Raw genomic sequence first — 19,401 nt, 5'->3', positions numbered from 1 at the left:
GATTAAAAGAGGCCTCAACCAAGACCGATTGAGAGATAGCTCATGAGCAGCCAAATCATTCCCGTTGAACCATTTGATTATGTCGTTTTCGGCGGCAGCGGCGACCTCGCGGAACGCAAGCTTCTGCCCGCCCTTTATCACCGTCAGGTCGAAGGCCAGTTTTCCGAGCCGACGCGCATTATCGGCGCTTCGCGCAGTGCGCTCTCCAACGAAGAATACCGTAAATTTGCCGATGCCGCCCTCAAGGAGCACCTGAAGAAGGGCGAGTATGACGATGCCGAAGTCAAGAAATTCCTGGCTCGCCTGTTCTACGTGCCGGTCGATGCGCGCAGCGATGCCGGCTGGGATCAGCTCAAGAAGATCCTGGACGAGGGCAAGGAGCGCGTCCGCGCGTTCTACCTCGCCGTCGCTCCGGGCATCTTCGGCGACATCTCGCAAAAGATCCACGAGCACAAGCTGATCACGAAGCAGACCCGCATCGTCGTCGAAAAGCCGATCGGCCGCGACCTCGCGTCCGCCCTGCAGCTCAATGACACGATCGGCAAGGTCTTCAAGGAAGAGCAGATCTTCCGTATCGACCACTATCTCGGCAAGGAAACCGTGCAGAACCTGATGGCGCTGCGCTTTGCCAATGCTCTCTACGAGCCGCTGTGGAACGCCAACTATATCGACCATGTGCAGATCACGGTCGCGGAGTCGGTTGGTCTGGAAGGCCGTGCCGGCTACTACGACACCGCCGGCGCCCTGCGCGACATGGTGCAGAACCATATCCTGCAGCTGCTTTGCTTGACTGCGATGGAGATCCCCTCCTCCATGGATTCGGAAGCCGTTCGCGACGAGAAGCTGAAGGTGCTGCGCGCGCTGAAGCCGATCGACGCTTCCAATGCCGAACAGGCGACCGTTCGCGGCCAGTATCGTGCCGGCGCTTCGGCTGGCGGCCCGGTCAAGGGCTATCTCGATGAGCTGGAAGGCGGCGTTTCCAACACCGAAACCTTCGTCGCCATCAAGGCCGAGATCGGCAACTGGCGCTGGGCGGGCGTTCCCTTCTACATCCGCACCGGCAAGCGCCTTGCCGGCCGCGTGTCGGAGATCGTCATCACCTTCAAGCACATTCCGCACACCATCTTCGATCAGGCCGCCGGCCGCATCGTCGCCAACCAGCTCATCATCCGCCTGCAGCCGGACGAAGGCGTCAAGCAGTCGCTGATGATCAAGGATCCGGGTCCGGGCGGCATGCGCCTGCGCAACGTCTCGCTCGACATGAGCTTCGCCTCGGCCTTCAACGTTCGCAATCCGGACGCTTACGAGCGTCTGCTGATGGACGTGGTGCGCTCCAACCAGACGCTGTTCATGCGCCGCGACGAAGTGGAAGCCGCATGGAAGTGGGTGGATCCGATCCTCAAGGGTTGGGAAGAGGCAGGACAGCAGGTGCAGGGCTATACGGCCGGCACCTGGGGTCCGAGCCAGGCTATCGCGCTCATCGAGCGTGACGGCCGCACCTGGCACGATGATATCTAAAACCTGGGACGATGACGATGACAGCGAACATGCATGCATTTGCCAATGGTGCCGAACTCGCCGGCAAGCTCGCGGACAAAGTGGCCGAGACCCTCTCGGCCGCTGTCGCCGCGCGCGGCTCCGCAAGCATCGCGGTCTCCGGCGGCTCCACACCGAAGGCTTTCTTCCAGGCGCTGTCATCGCGCTCGATCGACTGGGCCAAGGTGACGATCACGCTCGTCGACGAACGCTTCGTGGCGGCGGACAATCCCCGCTCGAACCACCTGCTCGTCCAGGAAAACCTGCTGAAGGACAAGGCGGCTGCCGCCAGCTTCCTTCCGCTCTATCAGGCTGCGGCTTCCGTCGAGGAGGCTGCCGCCATCGCCACGGAAAAAACCAGGGCTGTCGGCCATCCCTTCGATGTCGCCATCCTCGGCATGGGCAATGACGGCCACACGGCTTCCTTCTTTCCGGGTGGCAGCAATCTCCGGACCGCACTCGATCCGAACACCCCGCGCGGCATCATCACGATGGAAGCGGAAGGCGCCGGCGAGCCGCGGCTGACATTCACCTTCTCCAGCCTTCAGGACGCCAGATTGCTGGTGCTCCATATCGAGGGAGAAGGCAAGAAGGATGTCCTCGCCAAGGCCGAAGCGGCGGGCGAGGAAACCGAGATGCCGATCCGCGCCATGCTGCGTCGGGCCGCCTCTCCGGTCGAGATTTATTGGGCTCCCTGACGCAGCCGACAGGCCTCGTCTTCGAACCCTGAAAGACACAGCAACATGTGCTGCGCCATGCGCCCGCAAGGGCGTACCGGCAAAGTATTGACTTTTGACCCTCGCGCCATGCCCTCGACCAGGACAGATCGAGACGATCTTACGGGCACTGCGCAAAACAGACGGAGGCAGATCGACCATGGCCGCTGACGCCCGCATTTCCAAGATCACCGCACGCATCGTCGAGCGTTCGAGGCCGACACGCGAACGCTATCTGGACCGCCTGCGCAATGCAGCGACAAAGGGAGCGCAGCGCTCCGTGCTCGGCTGCGCCAATCTTGCGCATGGCTTTGCCATCTGTTCCCCGTCCGAGAAAGAGGCGCTAGCGGGGGATCATGTGCCCAATCTCGGGATCATCACCTCCTATAATGACATGCTCTCGGCGCACCAGCCCTTCGAGACCTATCCGGCCATCATCCGTCAGGCGGCGGCCGAGGTGGGCGGCATCGCCCAGGTTGCCGGCGGCGTGCCGGCCATGTGCGACGGTGTCACACAGGGCCAGCCGGGCATGGAGCTCTCGCTCTTCTCGCGCGACCTGATCGCCATGTCAGCCGGTGTCGGTCTGTCGCACAACATGTTCGATGCGGCCGTCTTCCTCGGCGTCTGCGACAAGATCGTACCCGGCCTCGTCATCGCCGCCCTCTCCTTCGGCCATCTGCCTGCCGTCTTCATTCCGGCAGGACCGATGACCTCGGGCTTGCCGAACGACGAAAAGTCGCGCGTGCGCCAGCTCTATGCCGAGGGCAAGGTCGGCCGCGACGAACTGCTCGAGGCGGAATCGAAGTCCTATCACGGCCCCGGCACCTGTACCTTCTACGGCACGGCCAATTCCAACCAGATGCTGATGGAAATCATGGGCTTTCATATGCCGGGCGCCTCTTTCGTCAATCCGGGCACACCGCTGCGCGAGGCCTTGACCCGCGAAGCGACCAAACGCGCGCTCGCGATCACCGCCATGGGCAATGAATTCACGCCGGCCGGCGAGATGATCGACGAGCGCTCGATCGTCAACGGCGTCGTCGGCCTGCATGCCACCGGCGGCTCGACGAACCACACGATGCACATCGTCGCCATGGCGCGCGCGGCCGGCATCGTGCTCACCTGGCAGGATATTTCCGAGCTGTCCGACATCATCCCGCTGCTGGCCCGCGTCTATCCGAACGGGCTTGCCGACGTGAACCACTTCCATGCCGCCGGCGGCATGGGCTTCCTCATCAAGGAACTCTTGAAGAAAGGGCTGCTGCACGACGACGTGCGCACCGTTTACGGCCAAGGCCTCAGCGGCTACTCCATCGACGTCAAGCTCGGCGCCGACGGCAATGTCCTGCGCGAGCCGGCACCGGAAAAGAGCCACGACCCGAAGGTGCTAGCCAGCATCGAGACGCCCTTCCAAAGCAGCGGCGGCCTGAAGATGCTGCGCGGCAATATCGGCAAGGCGGTCATCAAGATTTCCGCCGTCAAGCCGGAGCGCCATATCGTCGAAGCGCCGGCCGTGATCTTCCACGACCAGCTGGAAATGCAGCAGGCCTTCAAGGACGGCAAGCTGAACCGCGATTTCGTGGCCGTCGTCCGCTTCCAGGGGCCGAAGGCCAATGGCATGCCGGAGCTGCACAAGCTGACGCCGGCGCTCGGCGTGCTGCAGGATCGCGGTTTCCGCGTGGCGCTTTTGACCGATGGGCGCATGTCGGGCGCATCGGGCAAGGTGCCTGCCGCGATCCATGTGACGCCGGAAGCCATCGATGGCGGCCCGATTGCCCGCATCAAGGAAGGCGATATCATCCGTATCGACGCAGTCGCCGGCACGCTGGAAGTGCTTGTCGATGCCGCCGATATGGCCGAGCGCGAGCCCGTCGTCGTCGACCTCTCGGAAAATGAGTTTGGCATGGGCCGCGAGCTCTTCGCCCCCTTCCGCCGCGCTGCAGGGCCGGCGGACCAGGGCGCTAGCGTATTGATTTAAGTGTAGTTTATGACCAACGCGTCATAGGACTGACAACGGAATTGACTAATCCCTTGGGCATTGCTTGCAATTCCCAAGGGTAGGAATCCATGTTCAAGTCATTGCTCGGACGCCGCCAGGCGTTGAAACTTCTCGCCGGCACCGCTGTTTTGCCGGCGCTTATTTCAGCTATGCCTGCCCAAGCGGCGCAGAAGCCTTTGCGTGTTGTCATCTTGTCGGATCTGCATTCGGCTTACGAACGCATGGGGCAATTGCTGGCGGCGATCGAAAAGCAGGTCGCTGCCAACGAGGGCCGCCATCTCGTTGTTCTGAACGGCGACCTGTTCGAGTCTGGCAATGTCGTTGCCTCACGTTCGGGTGGCGAGATCGATTGGGCCTTTCTTGCCGCGCTCGCCAAGCTGGCGCCGACGGTCGTCAATATCGGCAATCATGAGCCGGATCTGGACAATGATCTTGCCAATTTCGTCACGCGCGCCCGCGCACTCGGCGTCACCGTCCTCAGCAATATCGTCGACAAGCGCACCGGCGCACCCTACACGCAAGCCTCCGCCCATCTGACGCTTGACGGTCAGGCGGTCACCATCGCCGGCTTTGCGACCGATGCGATCAAAACCTATCCCAAGGCAACCCGAGAGATGCTCGACATTCCGCAGCCGGTGGAGTGGGCCAAGAAAAATCTGCCTGTCATTCTCGGCAGCGACAGCATCAATATCGTGCTCAGCCATGCTGGCGTGGTCGCGGATCGCGATATCCTGCCGATCCTTCCCGACGGCACGCTCATCATTGGCGGGCACGACCACCTCAACCTGACCCATGAACAGGGCGCCACGCGCTATGTTCACACCGGCTCTTGGTCGACGGCGATCACGGTCGCGACCATTGCCGCCGCGGGCGCAGCGGCTGCGCTTCAGCGCGTCGATATCGATGCTACCGGCGCCGCCTCCTCCGCCCTCCAGGATCTCATCGCCGCCGTCTTTGCCCGCCATTTGAAGGACGAAGATCGCGCTATCATCGGCAAAGCCGACAAGACGATGACGGTGGACGAAGTGGGACGGTTCGTCGCTGACGTGATGGCGAAAAAGGCGAAAGCGGATGTCGGCTTCGTTGGCCATACGTCGTTCGGCGCGGGTCTGCTTCAGGGGGAAGTCAGCCGCTACAGCTTCAACTCGTCAGTGCGTTTCGACGGCAAGCTCATGCGGACGGAAATCGATGCGACGGTGCTCGCCGCCATCCTTGCTCGCTGCAATCAGGAGGGTGAGATACCGCTTGCGACGCGCACAGGCGATTATCTCCACGCCGCACCGGTCAACCCGTCGAAGAAGGAGCGCTATACGCTCGTCTGCAACGATTGGTCGGCCATCAATCAGAAGAGCTATTTCGGCCGCGAGGATCTCGTTTTCACGGAAGTTGCAGATATGAAGCTGAAGCAGACGGTCCTCGACGCGCTGGCCGCTGGATAACGCCTTCAGAGCATCCTCCCTTCAGTCCGCAGGGGAATTTCGCTCTTGAGTGTTGATGAGCATGATCCGCAAGAGACGAACACCGTCATTGCGGATCATGCTCGGAGCTTCGCCATTCCCAATCGCATGATTGCCACTTGCGCCGTGCATTCCCAATCGAAGGCTACGCCGCAAATTTCGCGATGCGCCTGGTAGTGTCAGGTGCGGATGTCGAGCACGCGGTTCTTATGGGCCGGATGTGAGCTGTAGACGAAGATCTTGTTCATTTCCTTGTCCGTGAGGAGACGCAGGAAACGAACTTCCACCGTGTTGTTGGGGAATACCTTCATGAGCACGCAGCCGATCTTGGTGATGCGGGCGTCCGGGATATCCAGATAGAACTGCTTCGGCAGATTATACTGGGTGAGGATCGCGAGGACAGCGCTGCTCTGCGAGATGCGGATGATATCGCAGCGGCGGGACGCAAGGTTCATCACACCCTTTTCGGTGTATTCGAGCCGTGCTGCATTCATGGTGTCTTCCATGCGAAACCGCACCTCGCGGTCATACATGAAGGACTCTTCTTTGTTTAGGAAATGCTGACCCGAATTATTAGCACTGCTGAAAGCGGCCATCTTAGTAAACCCCTAGGGTATATTATGAAAGCGAGATTATCAGCTGGTCTTTAACAGAAGGTTTGAGCGCGCCGGTTCAAGATGAATTTTATTCTTCATACTTGTCTGTGCCGGCGCCGCTCATAAGCGGTATTATATTACTGCTTGCGGTAGGAATGACCGCCGGCGTCGAAGAGGTGCAGCTTCTGCCGATCGGCAGCAAAACGCATCTTCCGGCCGCGGTGAATATCGGCAATACCGGGGATCTTGACGATGATCGGCTCGCCGTCGACCAGACCTTCGATATAGAGCTGGGTCACTTCGCCGAGCGCTTCGACGATGGCAACCTCGCCTTCGAAGAGATAATCGTCACCCGTCGCGAGACGCAGATCTTCCGGACGTACGCCGAAGCTTGCCGTCTTGCCTTTCTCGGAGGCTGCCGTCGGCACGTCGAGCGTCACCGACTTGCCGCCCGTCAGCGTTACGGTCGTCGTCGCTCCGGTCTCGGTCACCGTGGCCGGAATGATGTTCATTGCCGGCGAGCCGATGAACTTTGCGACGAACAGATTGGCCGGGCGCTCGTAGAGATCGAGCGGGGCGCCAACCTGCTCCACGCGGCCAGCGGACAGCACGACGATGCGGTCTGCCAGCGTCATGGCCTCCACCTGGTCGTGGGTGACGTAGATCATGGTCGTCTCGGGCATGGAGTCGCTGAGCTTGGCGATCTCGATGCGGGTCGCGACACGCAGCGCGGCATCCAGGTTCGACAACGGCTCGTCGAACAGGAAGACCTTCGGGTTGCGGCAGATGGCGCGGCCGATGGCGACGCGCTGGCGCTGGCCGCCCGACAGTGCTTTCGGCAGGCGTTCGAGATACTGAGTGAGCTGCAGGCTGGCGGCTGCAGAGCGCACGCGGCGGTCGATCTCCTGCTTGCTTTCGCCAGCGATCCGCATGCCGAAGGCCATGTTGTCATAGACGGTCATATGCGGATAGAGTGCATAGGATTGGAAGACCATGGCGATGCCGCGCCTTGAGGGCGGCACTTCGTTCACCTTCTGCCCAGCAATGAGCATATCGCCCGCCGTGATGCTCTCGAGCCCGGCGATCATCCGCAGCAAGGTGGATTTACCGCAACCGGACGGCCCAACGAAGACGATGAATTCGCCTTCGTTGATCTCCAGATCGATGCCGTGCAGCACATGCACGCTGCCGTAGGATTTACGGATGTCCTTCAGAACAAGTCCTGTCATCTATTCTTCCTCCTCCCAAAGGCTCAGGCAAGACGCGCGAAATAAGCGCCCCAGGCCGGAATATCGATCTTGTTGCCGTAGTTGTTGCTGGTAAAGCCGTGTCCGGTCAATCCCTGCCAGTTGCCCTCCGGCAAGGTCGCCGCAGCTTCAACGGGGCTCACGTTGAAGACGCAGAGAATGGTCTCGCCGTCATAATTGCGGGTGTAGATGAGGACATCGCCCTGCGGTTCCGAGAAGGCGATCTCGCCCTTGGCGAAGGCCGGGTGCTGCTTGCGGAAGGCAAGGAAGCGGCGGTATTGCTCAAGCACCGAATTCTCGTCGCCCTGCTGAACGTTGACGGCACGCAGAATATGCTCCACCGGCACCGGCAGCCAGGGCTTCACCGTGGAGAAGCCGCCCTGTGCGACCTGGCTGTCCCAAACCATCGGCGTGCGGCAGCCATCGCGACCCTTGAACTCCGGCCAGAACTGGATGCCGTAGGGGTCCTGCAGGTCCTGATAGGCGAGATCGGCTTCGGTGAGCGCCAGTTCCTCGCCCTGATAGATGCAGACGGAACCGCGCAGGGTCAGCAGCAGCGCCGCATAGAGCTTGGCGAAGGCATCGCGGTCGGCGACCAGATTGCCCCAGCGGCTGACGTGGCGCACGACGTCATGGTTGGAGAATGCCCAGCAGGCCCAGCCTTCGGGAGCTGCGGCGTCAAAGTCGTTCATGACCTCTTCGACACGCTCCGGCGACAGCGCGTCCGGCGCCAGGAATTCGAAGGCATAGCACATGTGCATCTTGTCGCCGCCGGAGGTGTACTCGCCGACGATTTCGAGGCCGCGCTGGCTGTCGCCGACTTCGCCGACGGCGGCAATGGCCGGATATTCGTCGAGCACGGCGCGGAAGCGCTTTAGGAACTCCAGGTTCTCGGGACGGTTCTTGTCGTAGAGGTGTTCCTGGAAGTTGTAGGGATTGACGGCCGGTGCAGTGGAGGCATTGCGGCGTGAAGGCTCCAGCGCGGGATTGTCGCGCAGTTCCTTGTCGTGGAAATAGAAGTTGATGGTATCGAGCCGGAAACCATCGACGCCGCGGTCGAGCCAGAAACGCACGACGTCAAGCAACCGATCCTGCACTTCCGGATTGTGCAGGTTCAGATCCGGCTGCGAGGTCAGGAAATTGTGCATGTAATATTGCATGCGGGTGGGATCCCAGGCCCAGGCCGAGCCGCCAAAGATCGACAGCCAGTTGTTGGGCGGCGTGCCATCCGGCTTGGCGTCGACCCAGACATACCAATCGGCCTTGGGGTTGTCCTTGCTCGAACGGCTTTCGACAAACCAGGGATGACGATCGGAGCTGTGCGACAGCACCAGGTCGATCATCACCTTGATGCCGAGGCGATGGGCTTCCGTCATCATCGCATCGAAATCGGCCAGCGAGCCGAAGATCGCATCGACATCCTCGTAGTTGGAGACGTCGTAGCCGAAATCACGCATCGGCGACGTGAAGAACGGCGAAATCCAGATCGCATCGACGCCGAGCGCCGCGACATGCGGCAGGCGGACGGCGATGCCTTTGAGATCGCCGATGCCGTCGCCGTTGGAGTCCTGATAGGAACGCGGATAGATCTGATAGATCACGGCGCCGCGCCACCAGTCCTTGTCAACTGCCGGGGTCGATTGAGGAGCAATGCTCATGCTGAATGGGTCCTGTCTGAATGATACGGTTTTGGATCAGCCCCCCTTCACCGACCCGGCGAGCAGACCGCGCACGAGATAGCGCTGCAGACCGAAGAAGACGAGGAGCGGAATAATGATGGTAACGAAGGCCGATGCCGTCAGGATCTCCCAATTGCCGCCGCGCGAGCCGAGCAGCGCGTTCAGGGCGGCCGTCAGAACGAGATGATCCTTGTCGGTGCCGAGGAACACCATGGCGATCAGAAGGTCGTTCCATACCCAGAGGAACTGGAAAATCGCGAAGGAGGCCAGAGCCGGGAAGGACAGCGGCAGGATGATCTTGACGAAGATATCGAAATCGCTGGCGCCGTCGACGCGGGCGGATTCGATGATTTCCTTGGGCAGGCCGGCAATGTAGTTGCGCAGCAGATAGATGGCGAGCGGCAGGCCGAAAGCGGTGTGCGCCATCCAGATGCCCGGATAGGTTTTCGACGGCACGCCGAAGATCTGGCCGATTTCGTTATAGATGCGCAGAAGCGGGATCAGCGACATCTGCAGCGGCACGACGATCAGGCCGACGACGAGTGCGATCAGCAGCGCCCGGCCGGGAAACTCCATCCAGGCCAGCGCATAGGCTGCAAAGGCGGCAATCAGGATCGGGATGACAGTCGCGGGGATCGTCACTGTCAGCGAATTGATGAAGGACTGACCGATGCCCTCGCCCGCCAGAACCGTGCGATAATTGTCCATCGTGAATTGCGGCGGAGTGGCAACTGTGAGGTAGACACGCTTGGCGCGCGCATCGGCTCCGAATGAGCTGTTCTTCTGGTAGCGATAGCTGCCGTCGGCATTGATGGTAAGGGTCTCACCCTTCTCCAGCTCTGCTGGCGCCCCAACCTTATAGGCGGCCGGCTCCTGCACGCGCTGACCGAAGGACTGGATCTTGCCGCCGCCTTCGACGGCAAGATTGCCTAATATCACGAAATTCGCGCCATCCGGCTTCGCCTTGTCCGGGCCGTCGAGACGGGCAGCCGTCGTGCGCGAGGAACCTGCAAAGGCAGTCCACCAACCGGAGACGACGATCTGATCCTTGTTGCGGATAGCGGTGACGAAGATGCCGAGCGTCGGCAGAAGCCAGAGGAGGACGATGAGCAACACTACGGCATGGACGAAGATGCGGGCGGGGCCGATACGACCGAGATTTCCAATCATATCAGCGCCCCTTCGTTTCTGCGTTTGCGCGACGGATATTCCAGATCATGATCGGCGTCACCGCCGCCATGATGATGAGTGCGATGACGGCACTTCGGCCGCTGTCGCCGCCGCCTCGGAACAGCCAGTTGAACATCAGGTTGGCGAGCACCATCGTATTCCATTGACCGTTGGTCATGGTGAGAACGATGTCGAAAACCTTGAGGACGAGGATGGTGATGGTGGTCCAGACGGTGGCGATCGTGCCCCATACCTGGGGCACCATGATTTTCCAGAAGATCTGCCAGCCATTGGCGCCGTCGATGACGGCCGCTTCGATGGTTTCCTCCGGAATGCCGCGCAGGGCCGCCGACAGGATGACCATGGCAAAGCCGGTCTGAATCCAGATCAGCATGACCATCAGGAAGAAATTGTTCCAGAAGGGAATGGTGATCCAGACTTCCGGAGTGCCGCCGAAAAGCTGGGCTACAGCGTTCAGCAGGCCGATCTGTGCGTCGGTGCCGCCGCGGTATTCGTAGATGAATTTCCAGATGACCGAGGCGCCGACGAAGGAGATCGCCATCGGCATGAAGATGACGGCCTTGGCGATATTGCCCCACCAGATACGGTCGGTCATGACCGCGATGACGAGACCGAAGAAGGTGCAGGCTGCCGGCACGACGGCAAGCCAGAGGATGTTGTTGAAGATCGACTGGCGGAATTCGGTGTCGTTGATGGCCCAGAGATAGTTGGCGCCGCCGACGAACTTGTTACCATCCGGTCCATAGAAAGACAGGATGAACGTCGCCACGACCGGATAGACGAGATAGACGATGAGCAGGAACAGCGCCGGCCCCAGGAACAGCCAGGGGCGGATGAGGCCGCGGCGCCGAAGATTGACGGCCGCCTTATGAACGTCGGCCCCCTCCTTTGCCGGGAAGATCAGGTCCAAGAACTTGTTGGAGAACCAGAAATAAGCGGCGCAAAAGGCAACACCGAATATCATGGCGCCAATCGCCGATAGGATCTGCGAAAACATTCACTCCCTCCCCGAATTTACCTGCTTGAGGCCACCCGTCCGACATCGGCAGCGCGACAGCGCGCCGTTGGATGCTATTGGCGCCGCCGGCAATTTGCCGGCGGCGGTTGGGCTGTGATGTCTTACTTGATGGCGTCCCAGGACTTCTGGATGCCGTCGGCAACATCCTGTGCGGACTTGCCGCCGACGAAGTCCACCATGCCGGTCCAGAACGAGCCTGCGCCGATCTTGCCCGGCATCAGGTCAGAACCGTCGAAGCGGAAGGTGGTGGCGGAGGTCAGGATTTCGCCTTCCTTGCGCAGCGTGTCGTTGGCGTAGGCAGCCGTGTTGACGGACTTGTACGGCGTCAGGAAGCCGGACTGCGCCATCCAGACTTCCTGGGCGATCGGCGTCTGCAGGAACTGGATGAAGGCGCGGGCAGCCTTCGAATCCTTGGTGATGGTCGCCAGCGTGCCGGCACCTTCGACCGGCTTACCGAGTTCCGGATGCGAGGCAAACGGCGGGAAGTAGAAGAAGTCCGCATCCTGGCCGAGCTTGGTGCCTTCCGGGAAGAAGGACGGAATGAAGGAAGCCTGCTTATGCAGGTAGCACTTCGGCGGCACCGAGAAGAGACCCTTCGGGCTGTCGCGGAAGTCCGTCGAGGCAACGGCTGCAACTCCGCCGGCAACATATTTCGGGTTTTTGGAGAACTTGCCGAATTCCTCGATGGCGGCAACGACCTTCGGATCGTTGAACTTCAGCGTATTGTCGACCCAATGATCATAATCCTGCGGCGCGTTCAGGCGCAGCATCAGATCTTCAACCCAGTCGGTTGCCGGCCAGCCGGTGGCGCCGCCCGAACCGAGGCCGATGCACCAGGGCGTGCCGCCGTCCTTGACGATCTGGTCCGAAAGCTTGATCAGGTCCTCCATCGTTGTGGGAACCTTGTAGCCGGCTTCCTCGAAATTCTCGGGCACATACCAGACCAGCGACTTCAGGTCGGCCTTGTAGGGGAAGGCGTAGAAGGCGTCCTTGCCGTCCTTGCCCTTATAGGTGCCATAGCCGACCCAGCTGTCGCCGGCGCCGTAATTGGTCTTGATCCACGAAGCGACATCATCGCCGAGCGGCGTCAGATAGCCCTTGCTTGCGAGGTTGGCGAGCAGGCCCGGCTGCGGGAGGATGGCAACGTTCGGCGGAGAACCGGCCTGCGTGTCGATGACGATCTGCTGCTCATAGTTTTCCGAGGACGAATATTTGGCATTCACGCCTGTCGCTTCGGTGAAGTAGTTCAGGACGCTGGTGAAGAGCGCTTCGTCCTCGCCGCGCCAGGGACCAAAGATGGTCAGCGTCTCGCCCTTCAGATCGGCGTGGGCAGCCTTGAATTCGTCGTAGCTCTTCCAGTTAAACTTGGAATCCTGGCCGGGCTGGAATTTCAGATCGGCAGCCATGGCCGTACCAGCCATCAGGGCCGCAGCGGCAACGGTCATCAAAAACAATTTCTTCATGTGGTTGTCCTCCCAAACAATGAAATCCATGAGCCCAAACACGCTTCCGTGCTGCGCGCTCCATTCCTCAAAGCGCTTTGGCTGCCCTCTGTCATCCATTGAGGACGGGACAAAGTCAAGCGATTTTCAGTTTTCGGCTAATATACACCGCAAATCTCGCACTGCAGCATAAAATAAGCACCAATATCCTTGTTAATTATCTTGTCTCGAGCGCTCCGCCTGCTAAATATTAAAAGCGCTTTGGAAGCCGTGGACGCCTCGGGAGGTTGCGTTGGCATCTTAGCAGGTGAGGAGTTGGAGGAGCCGAAAGCCGTGAATCTGAAACAGCTATCGCAAATGCTGGGGCTGTCGCAGACGACAGTCAGCCGAGCATTGAACGGATATCCGGAGGTCAATCGCGAAACCCGCGAGCGTGTCCTCAAGGCGGTTCGGGAAACAGGCTACCGGCCCAATAAGGCGGCACAGAGACTTGCGACCGGCAAGGCCGGGTCGATCGGGCTGGTCATGCCGACGTCGCCAGGCAACTCTTCAGACGTGCATTTCAGCGAGTTCCTGACCGGCCTTGGCGAGGAAGCGCTGCGCCATGACTTCCATTTCGTGCTGACGCCGGCAGACCCGAATGATGAGGTCGGCGCCTTGAAGCGGCTAGCGGCCAGCGGCAATGTCGATGCCCTTTTCGTCAACTACATGCGCGGCCACGACCCGCGCCTGGAGATGCTGAAGACGCTCTCCATGCCCTTCCTCGTGCATGGGCGCTCCATCGGCTCGGAGCCGGATTACCCCTTCCTTGACATAGACAACGAAGCCGCGTTCTACGAAGCGACGAAGCTGCTGCTGCAGCTCGGGCACAAGCGTTTTGCCCTGTTGAACGGCCCCATCTATCTCGATTTCGCCATTCGCCGGAAGAACGGCGTCGAGGCGGCGCTTGCCGAACGCGGCCTGGCTTTGGACGAGGCGTGCGTCAGTCACACGGCGATGACCGACGAGCAGGGGCTGCTCGTGATGGAGCGCATTTTACAGATGGAGAAGAAACAGCGGCCAACTGCGGTGCTTTGCTCCAGTACAGTGCTGGCGCTCGGCGCCGTTCGCGCCATCAATCAGGCAAAGCTCAAGCTCGGCGAAGACATCTCGATGATCGCCCATGACGACGTGCTGACCTTGCTCAAGCCGGAAAACTTCACCGTGCCGCTGACGACGACGCGCTCGTCGCTGCGCTCCGCAGGTGTGCGCATCGCCGAGCGCCTGATCGGCGAGATCAAGCGTACTGAGACGTTTCCGGCACAGGAATTGTGGAAGGCGGAGCTGATCGTCCGCGCCTCGACCGGCGTTGCGCCGGCCGATTGATGTCGAAAGCGGTTCAGCCCTTCGCGGGGTTTCCGAACCGCTCCCTCTTTGCGTTTACGCAATTAGGGACGGAAAACCGCTCGGCGCTTTTTCTGGAGTAGCCTTGTTCAAAACTTCGGTGGCTTTTTGCCTGCGGCGCGATGAGCGGCGATGACGGTATTGGCCATCAGCATGGCAATCGTCATCGGCCCGACGCCACCCGGCACCGGCGTGATCGCAGCGGCGACTTCGGACGCCTGTGCATAAGCGACATCGCCGACCAACCGGCTCTTGCCCTCGCCGCGCTCCGGCGCATCGATGCGATTGATGCCGACGTCGATCACCGTTGCGCCCGGCTTGATCCAATCAGCCTTGACCATCTCCGGCCGGCCGACGGCAGCCACCAGAATATCGGCACCACGCGCCACGGCTGCCAGATCCTTGGTGCGCGAATGCGCTGTCGTCACTGTGGCGTTGGCATTGAGCAGCAATTGCGCCATCGGCTTGCCGAACAGGTTGGAGCGGCCGATGACCACGGCGTTGAGGCCCGACAGATCCTCGCCATGGATGCGCCGCACCAGCAGCATGGCGCCGGCCGGCGTGCAGGAAATCAGCCCGGTCGCAAGATCGCCGGTGGCGAGCTTGCCGGCATTGACCACATGCAACCCGTCGACATCCTTGTCCGGCCGGATCGACTGGATGATCGCATCGGAATTCAGGTGCTTCGGCAATGGCAGCTGCACCAGAATGCCGTGGACGGACGGATCCTCGTTCAGGGACTGTACCAGGCCTGCAAGCGCCTCTTGCGTCGTCTCGGCCGGCAGCGTGTGCTGGATGGAATTGAAGCCGCATTCCTTGGCCATGCGGCCCTTGGCGCCGACATAGGTGTGGCTCGCCGGATCGTCACCGACGATGACGACCGCAAGTCCGGTCTTCACACCGGTCTCCTTCTCAAGTCCCGCCGCCGCACTCTTCACCGCCTCGATTACCGAAGCCGCTGCAACCTTGCCATCGATCACTGTCGTCACGCTGGTCTCCCGATATGAATTCGACGCCAATCTACAAATCATCGGCCTGGCGGAATTGCCTGCCAACGCCCTATGGTGTCTGAAAGCGGTAATTGCAAGGAGAAACGGCGGCCGATCAGTCGAGACCGGCATGCCTGTGCGCGGCATAGGTCTGGACCTTCGAGCGCAGTTCCGCAAGTTCCTGCCTGATGCGCAGCCATTCATCCTTAGCGGCCGTGTGGGCTTCTGCCTCGGGCATCGGTTCTGCGGGGGCCTCGTGGGTCAGATCGGGCAGCGGCAGGAATGCCGGCTCGATCTCGTGCTGAGAGACAGGCCTCGATATGGCGGTCTCAACGATTGCGTGGTCCTCGGCCTGCGTGACGCCGGCCAGCCATTTCCGCAGGAAAACCAGGCAGAGCGACAGGCCGAAGCCTGCCAGGAAGCCGGCAGCCTGATTACCCGCGAGATGATCGTCGATGGGGGCAGCGGCTGCGACGGCTTGCGAAATCACCGTCATTGGCGCCCTGGTGTCCGACGGAGCCAGAGCCGCATTCTGCCGGTCGGCCTCATAGCGGCTTTGCGCGGCGGCGACTGCATCCTGCAACTGCGCGAGACGGACGATATCGACATCGATGCTCTTCTGACTGAGAGCGGTCATCCGCGCGGAGAGAGCTTCCTGCTTTTCAAGCGCAGCCTTCAGCGCTGCGTCGCTGCTGACGACGAGCCGCTGCAGCTGATTGCGGATGCTGGAGGTCAGATCGTCCACCGTCGCCTGCTGCGCGAGCAGGCGCGGATGGCGCGGACCGAGCTGCGTCGAAAGCTGGGCGAGCTGCGCCTTTGCGGCGCTATAGCGGCTGCGCAGATCATCGAAACCGGCGGGAGCAAGATCTGCCGGCAAGGCACCGCTCAGCAGGGACGCAGGCGTCGCAGATTTGGCCGCGGACGCATTTGCCCGGGCGCTGCGCACCGCCAGATCCGCCGCCTTGATTTCACTGTCCAGCTGCCGACGCTGGTCCTGCATTGCCAAGGCGGCTGCGATCTTGTCTTCGCCGTAACGCGCCTTGAAATCAGCGAGCGCGGCCGAGGCACGATCGAGTTCCTTGCGGCTGCGACCGCTTGCCGTATCGCCGGCGCTTGGGATTGCGGCCGCCTGCGCGACGGCAGAATCGTAGACGGTGGTGACGGCCAGCCGATTGGCGATGTCGGCGGACCTGACCGGATCGCCCGACATGACCGTCAGCCGCAGGAGGCCGGTCGCATCGTCGATGCCGACGGTGACGTTCCTGCGAAGACTTGCCTGCGCGCGCGACGGCGCATCCGAGGCATTGCCGTTGCCCGACAGCAGCTCTACGGCGACCCCGACAGCGCCCGCGCGGCTGCCGGTGAATTCCGGATCGCGATCAAGCTTCAGCCTGGCGACGACATCGGAAAGCGCTGATGGAGCGACTGCACGTTTCGCCGCTATGTCCAGCACGGATTGACGTACCCTGCCCTCGCCTTCGGCATGCAGAAATGCCTGCGACATGTAAAGCGGCGGCGGCGCGAGCACTGTCGGAATGGCCGCTCCTGCCAGCGCCGTTGCCACGATAAAGCCCAGCGAGCGGAAGCTGAGGGACCAGTTGCGGCGGCGGCGCATCGGATCGGGAAGAACCGGCTCGGAGAACGGCTGTAGCGGCTCGTTTTCAAGCAGGTCGGGCACGAATTCCAGCAGATCGGGGACCGGCTCCGACGGCCGACCGGCTGCGGGTTCGCGCTCCCTGTACCGATGGCTCAAGATACTGCCGATCTGTTCGGCTAGTGGCTGGTGCTGCGGAACTTCTCCCGGTTGCAGCGTCTTTCCACCCGATACCGGATAGGGATCGCCATTCAGCCTTCTGCGCAGAATCGCGCGCAATTCGGCATCGCGCGGGTCGTCGGAATTGGCCGCGCGCAGACCAATGCGACTGCGAAAGTCATCGTCGATGCGAACGGAAATAGCACGCCTACCCGACCTTTGCGAAACCTCGAAGGTTTCCGCCTCGTCAGGGTAGAATCCGGTCCTGGTTTTGCTTTCAAACATGGCGGATCATCTCGCACGCGCGGTCAGAGACCGACGCAAATGGTTAACCCACTCTAAACTTTCATACCAAAGAAAGGGTTAACGCCTGTGCCCGCAGCGTCAGCTCGCCAGTTTGTTTGGCGGTATGAGGCGTGGCCTCGCTTGAGGCATTTCCGCACGATCGATCCGCTCCTTGCGGCCGAACTGATGCCGGACGACCTGATAGAAGAAAAGCGGTATGCCGACCATATAGCGCCGCCATAGTCTGTTCGGCTCCAAGGCCAGGCGAAACAGCCACTCGCCGCGGACTGCCCGCACCAATGCTGGCGCACGCGGCACGGTACCGGAGACGAAATCGAAGAGCGCGCCCACGGTCAGAACCAGCCGCGCATGCTGCGGTCCGACATGTTCGGCAACCCATTTTTCCTGCAAGGGGGTTCCCATGCCGACGATCAGGACGTCAATCTTTTGCTGGCTAATTTCCGCCGTGACGGCATCGCTCTTCTCCGGATCGAAAAAGCCGTCGGAAATAACGATGAATTCGTGCCATGGCGCGTGCTGCCGCAGCTTTTCCGCCGCCTTTTCGACGACCGAGCGACGGCCGCCCAGCAGGCCGATGCGTTTCGTCCGCTCCATGAAGGTCAACAGCGCCGGAACGAAATCCGTGCCGTTCAGATTGGCGGGAAACGGCTCTCCATGGGCGACGCGGGAAGCGATATCGAGACCGACGCCATCGGGCAGAACAAGGTTGCGCTCCAGCACCTCGCGATAGCTTTCATCGCGCAGCATCACCAGCATGTTGTGGGCATTGACGAAGGAGATCGAGGTCTGTCCGACCGGCAGGGACGCGAGTTCATTGACGAAGGGCAGCGCATCTTCCCAATTGAGATCGCAAACAGGCAGATCGAAGATCATGCGGCGTGACGCGATGGCGGCGAAATCAGCAACCTTGTTCAATCCAACAACCTCCTGCCGGCGTCGTCGACACGACAGGCGCCGGTAATGCAAGCTCCTGCCCCTATGCTGGTCACCGGCTCGGCGACGATAGAGGCATTGCCAGGAGGTGTTTATAGCAAAGCAATCCCAAGCTTCTGTTAGGATAAAAAGCTGCAATTGTCTGAATGCTGCAAGCTTTCGTTAAGCATGGCAACGGCCGCGAACCACTGGCCGGCCGCCACTCCTCGTCCGGAACGGCTGCTGATGCGACAGGGTGCACCAATATGATACTACTCGACCGGAACCTTGCTCTTTGCGGCGTCCTGCACGATCTTTACCGGCTTGACCGTCCTCTTGCCGATGCTTTCCCCGCCATGGGTCTCTTCCTTGGAGAGATAGTCGAGCTGTTCGACCAGGACCTCGGCGACATAGTTGCCGCCGAGCCGCTCATTCATCCGCTTTTTCAGATCGCTGCGAAAAGCCGCAACGTCGAAATTCTGCGCATGACCGATGTCGATCGTCTTGTTACCGACCAACAGCGAGAAGAGCTCGTCGGTCGTCAGTTCCGGCAAGGGTATCTGAAGCGCAGATGCCTTGCCTTTCTCCATCATGAAGGAGATGCGGGTGAGGAAATAGCCGGTCACCTGGCCGTTGGCGATAACGGGGACATTGATCGATTCGCCCTTGACCAGTTCCTGCTGCGCCTTCTTGGCATCATCAGGGCTGATCGCAGGCGCCGTCGCCGTCTGCACCGAAAAATAGACCGAAGCCAATGTTACCGCGCAGACCCAAAGGCCGGTGAGCACGAGCTTGATCATCCAGCCTCACGGACGCGGAATTGTTCCTGCGAATAAGTGCCATCGGTGTCGGCATTCTGCACGGCATTCTTCAGAATGTCGGCAACGGCGCGCACGGCCTCAAGATGAGCTTCCACGCGGCGGGCATTCACCACCAGCTTCTTCTTCAGCCCATGTAGCTGCTCGACATGCGCAACGGCGAGATCCGCCGGTTCCGTATCGCGAAACAGCATCGACAGTTCGTAAAGGCAGCGGCTCTTGTGAGCGTTCGACACCTTCAGATCGAATTCCGGGTCGGTGCCGATCCGGTTGTTCTCGTTGTCGATAATCATCTCCAGACGGCCAAGGACGGATTTGATCCGATAGTCCTGTGACATCACTTCCATGTTGCTACCTCG

At 60.9% G+C, this 19,401-nt stretch carries 16 protein-coding genes; 5 read left to right on the top strand and 11 right to left on the bottom strand.

All coding sequences use genetic code 11. The features are described from left to right. Positions 1-42: 42 nt before the first annotated feature. The 4 genes from zwf to QD409_RS19435 all read left to right on the top strand — a co-directional run bounded on the left by zwf (position 43) and on the right by QD409_RS19435 (position 5,690). Positions 43-1,518, top strand: a complete 1,476-nt coding sequence (zwf, locus tag QD409_RS19450; protein ID WP_092851276.1) for a glucose-6-phosphate dehydrogenase — start codon at positions 43-45, stop codon at positions 1,516-1,518. 17 nt (positions 1,519-1,535) lie between these two features. Beyond that, a complete protein-coding gene (pgl, locus tag QD409_RS19445; RefSeq protein ID WP_430763397.1) occupies positions 1,536-2,234 on the top strand; it encodes a 6-phosphogluconolactonase in 699 nt (232 codons plus the stop codon). Positions 2,235-2,412: 178 nt separating this feature from the next. Further along, complete coding sequence (gene edd, locus QD409_RS19440) at positions 2,413-4,230, top strand: phosphogluconate dehydratase (RefSeq protein ID WP_430763396.1); 1,818 nt, start codon at positions 2,413-2,415, stop codon at positions 4,228-4,230. 89 nt (positions 4,231-4,319) lie between these two features. After that, positions 4,320-5,690 (top strand): metallophosphoesterase, encoded by a 1,371-nt coding sequence (locus QD409_RS19435; RefSeq protein ID WP_430763395.1) that lies wholly within the window; start codon positions 4,320-4,322, stop codon positions 5,688-5,690. Between the two features lie 197 nt (positions 5,691-5,887). Here QD409_RS19435 and QD409_RS19430 read toward each other — a convergent pair whose 3' ends face one another. The 6 genes from QD409_RS19430 to QD409_RS19405 form a co-directional block, all read right to left on the bottom strand. Further along, positions 5,888-6,241, bottom strand: a complete 354-nt coding sequence (locus tag QD409_RS19430; RefSeq protein ID WP_430763394.1) for a hypothetical protein — start codon at positions 6,239-6,241, stop codon at positions 5,888-5,890. 200 nt (positions 6,242-6,441) lie between these two features. Continuing rightward, entirely contained in the window at positions 6,442-7,533 is a 1,092-nt protein-coding gene (locus QD409_RS19425; RefSeq protein WP_430763393.1) for an ABC transporter ATP-binding protein, read from the bottom strand. Positions 7,534-7,556: 23 nt separating this feature from the next. Then, on the bottom strand, positions 7,557-9,209 hold the full coding sequence (locus QD409_RS19420; protein WP_430763392.1) for an alpha-glucosidase: 1,653 nt from the start codon (positions 9,207-9,209) through the stop codon (positions 7,557-7,559). 36 nt (positions 9,210-9,245) lie between these two features. Beyond that, positions 9,246-10,400 (bottom strand): carbohydrate ABC transporter permease, encoded by a 1,155-nt coding sequence (locus QD409_RS19415; RefSeq protein WP_430763391.1) that lies wholly within the window; start codon positions 10,398-10,400, stop codon positions 9,246-9,248. A gap of 1 nt (position 10,401) precedes the next feature. Further along, entirely contained in the window at positions 10,402-11,418 is a 1,017-nt protein-coding gene (locus tag QD409_RS19410) for a carbohydrate ABC transporter permease (RefSeq protein ID WP_430763390.1), read from the bottom strand. A 122-nt stretch (positions 11,419-11,540) separates the two neighbouring features. Beyond that, entirely contained in the window at positions 11,541-12,902 is a 1,362-nt protein-coding gene (locus QD409_RS19405) for an ABC transporter substrate-binding protein (protein WP_430763389.1), read from the bottom strand. A gap of 312 nt (positions 12,903-13,214) precedes the next feature. Between QD409_RS19405 and QD409_RS19400 the strand changes: the two genes are divergently transcribed. Continuing rightward, positions 13,215-14,246, top strand: a complete 1,032-nt coding sequence (locus tag QD409_RS19400) for a substrate-binding domain-containing protein (RefSeq protein ID WP_092851373.1) — start codon at positions 13,215-13,217, stop codon at positions 14,244-14,246. Positions 14,247-14,353: 107 nt separating this feature from the next. Here the strand turns inward: QD409_RS19400 and QD409_RS19395 are convergent, their stop codons facing one another. The 5 genes from QD409_RS19395 to QD409_RS19375 all read right to left on the bottom strand — a co-directional run bounded on the left by QD409_RS19395 (position 14,354) and on the right by QD409_RS19375 (position 19,389). Continuing rightward, the gene (locus QD409_RS19395; protein WP_430763388.1) at positions 14,354-15,253 is read right to left on the bottom strand and encodes a bifunctional methylenetetrahydrofolate dehydrogenase/methenyltetrahydrofolate cyclohydrolase; all 900 of its coding nucleotides are present in this window, start codon (positions 15,251-15,253) and stop codon (positions 14,354-14,356) included. Positions 15,254-15,368: 115 nt separating this feature from the next. Then, on the bottom strand, positions 15,369-17,291 hold the full coding sequence (locus QD409_RS19390; RefSeq protein WP_430763387.1) for a succinoglycan biosynthesis transport protein: 1,923 nt from the start codon (positions 17,289-17,291) through the stop codon (positions 15,369-15,371). 99 nt (positions 17,292-17,390) lie between these two features. Continuing rightward, positions 17,391-18,227, bottom strand: coding sequence for a WecB/TagA/CpsF family glycosyltransferase (locus tag QD409_RS19385; protein ID WP_430763386.1), 837 nt, complete (start codon positions 18,225-18,227; stop codon positions 17,391-17,393). A gap of 269 nt (positions 18,228-18,496) precedes the next feature. Beyond that, complete coding sequence (locus QD409_RS19380) at positions 18,497-19,024, bottom strand: hypothetical protein (protein WP_430763385.1); 528 nt, start codon at positions 19,022-19,024, stop codon at positions 18,497-18,499. After that, positions 19,021-19,389 (bottom strand): hypothetical protein, encoded by a 369-nt coding sequence (locus tag QD409_RS19375; protein WP_092851303.1) that lies wholly within the window; start codon positions 19,387-19,389, stop codon positions 19,021-19,023. Before QD409_RS19375 ends, QD409_RS19380 begins: the two co-directional genes overlap by 4 nt. Positions 19,390-19,401: the final 12 nt, after the last annotated feature.

Source organism: Rhizobium sp. BR 315 (genome assembly GCF_050577975.1).
Classification (GTDB): Bacteria; Pseudomonadota; Alphaproteobacteria; order Rhizobiales; family Rhizobiaceae; genus Rhizobium; species Rhizobium miluonense.
The sequence above is the reverse complement of the archived record's forward strand: the minus strand, read 5'-3'. Positions and strand labels throughout refer to the sequence as shown.

Coding starts and splice junctions, on each gene's coding strand:
- zwf (WP_092851276.1), top strand. CDS start 43: ATGAGCAGCCAAATCATTCCCGTTGAACCATTTGATTATGTCGTTTTC.
- pgl (WP_430763397.1), top strand. CDS start 1,536: ATGACAGCGAACATGCATGCATTTGCCAATGGTGCCGAACTCGCCGGC.
- edd (WP_430763396.1), top strand. CDS start 2,413: ATGGCCGCTGACGCCCGCATTTCCAAGATCACCGCACGCATCGTCGAG.
- QD409_RS19435 (WP_430763395.1), top strand. CDS start 4,320: ATGTTCAAGTCATTGCTCGGACGCCGCCAGGCGTTGAAACTTCTCGCC.
- QD409_RS19430 (WP_430763394.1), bottom strand. CDS start 6,241: ATGTATGACCGCGAGGTGCGGTTTCGCATGGAAGACACCATGAATGCA.
- QD409_RS19425 (WP_430763393.1), bottom strand. CDS start 7,533: ATGACAGGACTTGTTCTGAAGGACATCCGTAAATCCTACGGCAGCGTG.
- QD409_RS19420 (WP_430763392.1), bottom strand. CDS start 9,209: ATGAGCATTGCTCCTCAATCGACCCCGGCAGTTGACAAGGACTGGTGG.
- QD409_RS19415 (WP_430763391.1), bottom strand. CDS start 10,400: ATGATTGGAAATCTCGGTCGTATCGGCCCCGCCCGCATCTTCGTCCAT.
- QD409_RS19410 (WP_430763390.1), bottom strand. CDS start 11,418: ATGTTTTCGCAGATCCTATCGGCGATTGGCGCCATGATATTCGGTGTT.
- QD409_RS19405 (WP_430763389.1), bottom strand. CDS start 12,902: ATGAAGAAATTGTTTTTGATGACCGTTGCCGCTGCGGCCCTGATGGCT.
- QD409_RS19390 (WP_430763387.1), bottom strand. CDS start 17,291: ATGTTTGAAAGCAAAACCAGGACCGGATTCTACCCTGACGAGGCGGAA.
- QD409_RS19380 (WP_430763385.1), bottom strand. CDS start 19,024: ATGATCAAGCTCGTGCTCACCGGCCTTTGGGTCTGCGCGGTAACATTG.
- QD409_RS19375 (WP_092851303.1), bottom strand. CDS start 19,389: ATGGAAGTGATGTCACAGGACTATCGGATCAAATCCGTCCTTGGCCGT.